The 5,147-nt window shown below is 47.5% G+C and carries 5 protein-coding genes and 1 pseudogene; 1 reads left to right on the plus strand and 5 read right to left on the minus strand.

Annotated elements, in window-relative coordinates; genetic code table 11:
- Positions 1 to 222 precede the first annotated feature (222 nt).
- From BGL89_RS13055 to pirA, 5 genes are all read right to left on the minus strand, one after another.
- Positions 223 to 1,272, minus strand: coding sequence for a hypothetical protein (locus BGL89_RS13055; protein ID WP_286826067.1), 1,050 nt, complete (start codon positions 1,270 to 1,272; stop codon positions 223 to 225).
- A 121-nt stretch (positions 1,273 to 1,393) separates the two neighbouring features.
- A complete protein-coding gene (locus tag BGL89_RS13060; RefSeq protein ID WP_286826068.1) occupies positions 1,394 to 3,436 on the minus strand; it encodes a PP2C family protein-serine/threonine phosphatase in 2,043 nt (680 codons plus the stop codon).
- Between the two features lie 347 nt (positions 3,437 to 3,783).
- Complete coding sequence (locus BGL89_RS13065; RefSeq protein ID WP_286826069.1) at positions 3,784 to 4,239, minus strand: GNAT family N-acetyltransferase; 456 nt, start codon at positions 4,237 to 4,239, stop codon at positions 3,784 to 3,786.
- Positions 4,232 to 4,396 (minus strand): DUF8624 family small hydrophobic protein, encoded by a 165-nt coding sequence (locus BGL89_RS13070; protein WP_002760035.1) that lies wholly within the window; start codon positions 4,394 to 4,396, stop codon positions 4,232 to 4,234. Before BGL89_RS13070 ends, BGL89_RS13065 begins: the two co-directional genes overlap by 8 nt.
- Positions 4,397 to 4,549: 153 nt before the next feature.
- Positions 4,550 to 4,711, minus strand: coding sequence for an arginine synthesis PII-interacting regulator PirA (pirA, locus tag BGL89_RS13075; protein WP_002733724.1), 162 nt, complete (start codon positions 4,709 to 4,711; stop codon positions 4,550 to 4,552).
- A 134-nt stretch (positions 4,712 to 4,845) separates the two neighbouring features.
- Here pirA and BGL89_RS13080 point away from each other — a divergent pair.
- A pseudogene (locus BGL89_RS13080) lies at positions 4,846 to 5,049 on the plus strand (SAM-dependent chlorinase/fluorinase); the annotation flags it as partial.
- Positions 5,050 to 5,147: the final 98 nt, after the last annotated feature.

The raw sequence follows: 5,147 nt of genomic DNA on the forward strand, positions 1-5,147 counted from the left end.
AGGTGCGAAACCCCGCAAGGGAAAGAAGCAGAAACCTAAATCGTGAGGTTTGGGAATCACCGTCCGTTTACGGCGGTGAGGATGTCAAAAAAGTTGAGGATATTCAGAGATTATAGCAGCAAGCCGTTAGGGGAATAGGGTAATGGGGGGATAGGGGAATTTCAACTAAAACCCTAAAACCCTAACACCCCAACACCCAACACCCAACCACCAAAAAAGCATCTAACTTCCCCCATCGCTGATAATGCGTAAACGTACAATTTTTTGCCCACCTTCATCCAGTTCTACTTCGATCACTTCACTGGTTAAACTTTCCAAACAGGTTAACATCGATCGCAGATGGGGATTACTTGCTCCTGTATCCACATAGAGGCGATCGGACAAACTACCCAAACGTTTCCAAGTAGTATAAAGTTTAGCTACGGCTTGCTCTAATTGTGTGGCTTGTTTAACCAGATCCGCCGCCGTATTTAGACAATCGACGCGCAAAGCTTCTTCTAGAGCCATTTCAATATCTAAATTACCCCGTCGGAGAGTTTGTACTTGGGCTGCCGCATCGAGATATTTGGCTAAACTGCGTGCTTCCGAGGTGATTAATTTTACTGTGTCCACATCGGGATTAGCGGCGATTTCTTGACGGAGAGTTTCGATATGAGTATCGGGTAACTTTTCTAATTCTTTCACTAGAGGGGCGAGATGACGCGCCGGTAAACTACCATCGCTGGCTTTTTCTTTCACCTCATCGGGTAGTAAATCTGAACTCATCGCCGTCCATTCATCGGCCAATTGCTTCACCTCCCGACGGGTAATTCTCTCCCCTTGTCGGGCCGCATCACTGACTAATTTTTGAATTTCGGGGGCAGATTTGGCCGTTTCTACGAAGGCGCGTTTACTAAAATTATTGATACTATCGGGATCCAGTTGTCCTTCTGCTAGGAGAGTATCGGCACTATTAGCCAATTGAATCAGAGCATAAGCTTGACTTTTAGTGATTTCTCGCTGTTTTAACCAGTTTAAAAAGCCTGTACCGCGACTATCACCGCCTTGCTTTTCCCGGTCGCGAATAGCTCGCAAAATTCGCCCCCGCCAGATTTCCGTTTGCAAATCAAAGCGATCGCAAACTTTCCAAAAAGAATCCAGTTGCTGCTGAAAGTCATGATCTTGGATGGTTTCATCTTCGGGATCCGGCAGTTGAAAGTTAAACTCTAGAGGCGTTTCAAAGGCATCAATGATCGCGGAGGTGTCGGAGGAGAACGTCGCAGCATCAACCATAGGATAGACTCGGCAGTTAATCGGGCATTTTATCTTAACTCGCCCTGGCAACCCCCGACAAGCCGATTAATCTTCAGTCACATATAGGGAAGTGGGGAAGTGGGGAAGTGGGAATTATGAATTAGGGATTGTGGGGAGTGGGACTGGTGACAGGTGCGGGAGGTGTCGTCCCCGGACTCGGACTGGTGACAGGTGCGGAAGGTGTCGTCCCCGGAGTGGGACTCGGACCAGTGACGGGTGCAGGGGGTATCGTCCCCGGAGTGGGAGTCGGACCGGTGACGGGTGTGGGAGAAATCGATGGATTGGAAGCGGGATGAGGACTCAGGAATTGCCAAGCGATCGCAGCCAGCAAACCGAGAACACCGACAGCGATCGCTCCTACGACTAGGGGTGAAACCCTAGTGAGCGCGGGGGGAGAAGTATGACTAGAAACCGAAGAAGATGCAGGGGGGGGAGTGGGTATTGCTGTCACCACTTCTTCTCCGGGGTAGGTGTCCCCGCTGTAATCAAAATCTTGGTCATTAAGATCGGGAATAATCCGTTCTTTGGCCTGAGCATAAACTAAAGGCGTGACAGGTTCAGCCTTAGGAACTACCCGACAATAAACTAGGGCGATGGTGGAATTATCGTGACCGTTTTTCTGGTTAGCTAGTTGTAATAAACTTTCCCCCACAGCGGTTACAGTTTTCTCCCCTCGCAAAAGAGGCAGAATTTCACTGTCCCAGTATTGTTCTACCCGATCATAATCACTCAAACCATCGGAACAGAGGAGAAAAACACAATCTTGATCAATAATCAACCTCTGAACAGTGGGATGGAGATTAGTGGCGCTACTCATGCCCAAAGCTTGCACCAAGGCCCCGGCGTTGGGATACTGTATGGCATCACGATAGAGGAGATAGCCTAATTTCACTTCCCTGGAAGCGAGATCATCATCCACCGTCACTTGATGACAACTGTGGGGAGTAATCCAATAGATGCGGGAATCCCCCACATGGGCCGCGTACATTTCCTGGGCCTGGGCAAAAGCCATAACTAGAGTCGTACCCATGCGCTGACGCTCTTGTCTTGACTCCTGATCATTGCGTTGACTGATCAGATCATTGGTGACACGAATCGCCTGTTCGAGGACAAGACTGTGACTCTCGGGATAGACTTCCATATCAGTGGTGGGACTGCGATTAATTTCCCTAGGCAGGGTTTCGATCGCCAATTGAGCAGCGATTTCGCCCCCTTCCTGACCGCCGATGCCATCACAGACAATCGCCAGGGGATTTTGACCATGAGCGAGGGTTATGGCCTGATTAGTCGGGGGATAACAGGCATCCTCGTTGTGTTCCCGCAGCGGACCGGTATCGGTGCAGGTAAAAATCTCATAGCTGCGTTCTTGACCTCCACCGTAGTGCTGTAGTGCATAATCGAGGATAGCGATCAGGGATTCCGGGCGATCGAGATCACCGGATTCTAGCTCTTGGGTCAGGGATGCGAGAAAATCTTGAATATTAGCGGCTGCCGTCGGCATCAGACCGGCCCACAGGGCCCCTAAATCTCGTAAATTGGGAGCGGTAGCCTCGTCTTTGCTTAATTCTAGCAATTGCAGCAGCTGATTATTCACTCTCATCAGAGAAGGGTTGAGCAGACTAGAGACCACAGCTTTTTTCTGGAGGGGATGCCAGAGTTTGGCCATTTGCCATAACCAGTGAATTTGCCTTAAATCAGAAGCTTGCGACCAAACCTCGGCCAGAGTGGGCAATAGTTCCGGATATATTAATTCTCCCGTTTCATCGAGGGGAATAGCGCCGTATTCCAACAGCCAGATGTCCATATTTAAGCGTTCATCGGGACTGGGAATATAGCCATAGACTTGGGGAATGTGGAGATGGAAGGGTAATAATTTTAGGTAGAGGGAAATCCAGCTAGGAGGTTCTTCCGGCGCTTGGGGTGCTTGAGCGGGTTTAGTATCAAGAACAATTTGTGGTTGTTTGACCAAATAACGATTATCAATTAGCTCACCAACATGATAATAGGTTCTCACCCAATCACCCATCATCCATAAATAGGGCTTAACCAAAGGAGTACCGCATTTTTCACAGAATCTATTAGTGAGAGCGTTCGGGGATAGACAGGTTAGGTTTTGACATTGGATGGTGATCACGGAATCCATGAAAACTGCTGACTCCTAAAGCGCGGTTAGTATAGGTTAATAAAATAGCGTGTTTTTATCCACGATGACTGCCAGTGTATTGCAGTGTTTCCCCAATTTTACCCTTTGTGGCTCGATCAGGAATAATTAATGCTGACATATCCATCTCTATAGGTATGTCTGCGGTTGGGGAAGTGGGAATTAGAAATTATGAATTATGAATTGGGGAGACCACTTCGTGCGCGTTGCGGGGGGAAGTGGGGAAGCTGTCTCATTACCCTATCACCCCAAAACCCTATCACCCCAAAACCCTATCACCCCAAAACCCTATCACCCCAAAACCCTATCACCCTATCTCCTGACAGTTTTTAAATATTTTTCAACATCAGCAAAGAGCGAGTTTGAAAGCCGAGATTTTGGTAGAGATTGAGAGCATTGTCGTTATTGATGAAGACTTGTAAACCGATGCGGGTTTGTCCGCGACTTTTTGCCCAATCCTTAGCTCGATCGATTAGTGCGCTGGCGATACCTTGGCGACGATGCTGGGGATCGACGTAAATTAGAAAAATATGACCATAGCGATCGCCTGTCACCTGATCGACGGCGCTCCCCATCCAGAGACAAGCGATCGCCGTTTGTTGTCCTTCGACGATCCACAGGGGAGTATCGAGGCAAAAAAACTGTCTGACTGTATCAGCTAGATGGGAGAGGTTTTTTTGTTCGGGAAAAAATTCTTGATAGGTGCGGGTGAGAAAATTAATTAGTAGATAGCGATCGCTCGTTTTTCCCAGTCGCAGCCGATAATCTTCGGGAAGGTTAGCCATGCCAAGGATAAGAGAAAATTATGCCCAGGGATGGCTCGATCGGAGCGGGTGCCGCTAAATCTGCCGGTAAAAAAATCCGGATGCCAGTGGCAACCAGAGCAACTAAAAACACGAAGATAGTCAGGAGCGGGGCGATATATTGCCGAAAAAAAGCCATAATTATTTGATCTCTAAACTGCTGTTCCTTCTATTTTAGGGATGCCAGTGGAGATATAAGCAATTTTTTTTAAAAAAATTCGCCCAAAAAAAGTGATCGGCATACCGATCACCAGAAACCGACAACTAGACTATGACTAAACACCGATTAAATCTAACGAAGGTGCAAATAGGCCGCCTCTGCTTCCAATTGACGTACTAAAGCTTCATTTCCCTGCGCTCTAGCTACTTCCAGTCGGTGTTGTAAATTTCTGCGGAGTGTTTCTCTATGAGCGACGGTGGCCTGTGTTAGGACTTGCTGACGATTTTTGTTCATGATGGACAGACTTTTGAGCGACTTAACTTACCTTATATCTAAATCATAACATTCTCCTTGGTAAACTGTATCTTTAGCTACTGAATTTAGCGTTAAGATTTATTAAAGCTGTTGGCAACCATAGTGACAAGTCAATGACGGAAAAGGCACTGATAACCCTTACTAGCGATTTTGGACTACAGGACGGTTATGTGGGCATTATCAAGGGAGTAATCGCGGGAATTGCCCCCCATGCTCGCACGATCGATCTGAATCATCAAATTTCGCCCCAAGACCTTTACGCTGGTCGTTTTATCCTCCTGAATGCCTATCAATATTTTCCCCAAGGCACTATTCATCGAAAATTTTGGGTCTGAAACCCCGTCGTTCTACGACGGCTTTACCGTTAAATATGAGCATCGTTTACGGAATATATGCTAAAATGCTCCCCATGGAA

Origin of the sequence: Microcystis sp. LSC13-02 (assembly GCA_002282935.1) — a bacterium.
In the GTDB taxonomy this organism is placed as follows: Bacteria; Cyanobacteriota; Cyanobacteriia; order Cyanobacteriales; family Microcystaceae; genus Microcystis.